This window comes from Mycoplasmopsis agassizii (assembly GCF_002276225.1).
Classification (GTDB): domain Bacteria; phylum Bacillota_I; class Bacilli_A; order Mycoplasmatales; family Metamycoplasmataceae; genus Mycoplasmopsis_B; species Mycoplasmopsis_B agassizii_A.
In genome coordinates this window covers 1-1473 of the sequence record NZ_NQNY01000028.1, presented here as the reverse complement: position 1 = coordinate 1473, position 1473 = coordinate 1, and the positions used below count along the sequence as shown (strand labels likewise).

General features: G+C 25.0%; 1 protein-coding gene. It reads left to right on the top strand.

All coding sequences use genetic code 4. From position 1 onward, the window contains the following. Nucleotides 1-892 precede the first annotated feature (892 nt). On the top strand, nt 893-1473 hold a 581-nt coding region (locus tag CJJ23_RS04900; RefSeq protein WP_143823651.1), incomplete at its 3' end, for a hypothetical protein.

Sequence of the window (1473 nt, the reverse complement as noted above, 5' to 3'; positions counted from 1 at the left end):
TAACTGATTAACTTTAGTTTTATTGTTCAAAGTGTTTTAGTTTGTTAAAAAAGTTGACATGCATAATTTTTAGTTAATTTAGAAAGTGGTAAAAATTTGGCCAATTTTAGTTAGTTAAAACGGTTTTTTTAGATAGTTATAATAAAACTAGTTGTTTGGCTTAACTAGTAAATAAAATTTAGGTTTTTTGATTTCTCGATACTTGATTTTTGGAAATTAATTTACAAAATTTTTGAAATTTTTCTAAATTAATTAAAATAATTATAAATTTAGTGACTTACTGATTGTGCTTTTTTAGCAAAAAATCCTAGTTTAAGCCACCTTTTAGCCTTATTTTTAGAACTTTTTGGCTTTTTACTAACATATTCAACAACTATTAGCAAAAAATATTTGTTTTATGAAAAAAATAAAAATATTTTTGCGCGCAAAAAAATCTCGGCTTAATTATGCTAATATAATAACAGATTAAAATAAACAAAATTAGTATTATCTTAATCAACAAGACATGATTATCAAATTTGATAAATGTATATTCTAACAACAAAAAGTTACTGCTAACTATGATTAATTATTAGTTAATTATAACTTATTAATTATATCTATAGTTATAAATATAACTTATATATATGAATATATATAAGTATTAAAATAATCTCTTATTAATAGAATTAACTTATTAAATAACTTAATAATATATAACTTATTAGTTATATACCTGATTAGATAAGAATCCTTATCTAATAAATAAGAAATATTAATACTTGCTGTTTTGTTATTTTAATCTAAAACTTATAATGAAAATTAATAGTTAACGCAGCTGTTTTTTAAATTAATTAACGTGTGCTACTAACTATAGTTTTAGAAAAAATTTATTAAGAAAAAGGAAAATTGAATGAAAAAAATAAGTAAAAAATCATTACTATTTCTAGGTTTAGGGCTTGCTTCAATCGCTGCCGTAACAACAGCGATTGCATGTTCAGGTGAAACATCAGATCCTAAAAAGGATAACCAAGTAGCTTTAACTAAAATAATCGATGCAATCCAAAAAGTTACTGTTACTGCTAAATCTAGTTATGAAAATAAAGCAAAATTAACTGAAGCATTAACTGCATCAACAGTTAAAAATGATAAAACTAAATTCTCTGCTTTATTATCAACAGTAGTACCTTGAGGTGAAGCAAAATTAGCAGATGTTAAAGTTGCAAGTGCTAATGCAACATCAGCAACAGATACAGCTGTTGTTATTTTAAATCTAACTTATGGTGATGGTGATAACCTTGTTAAAGGAACAGTTGATTTAAAAGTTAAATTTACTGCTTCAACAACAACTAAGACTGCAGGAGACTATGCAAAAGATTGATATACAGCCACAGTGAAGGCTACAACGGCTTCAGACGCTTTAAAAACAAAGTTACCTTCTCAAGTATCAGCAACAGATGATAAAGTTGCTCTAGAGGCTTTATTTGCTAAACC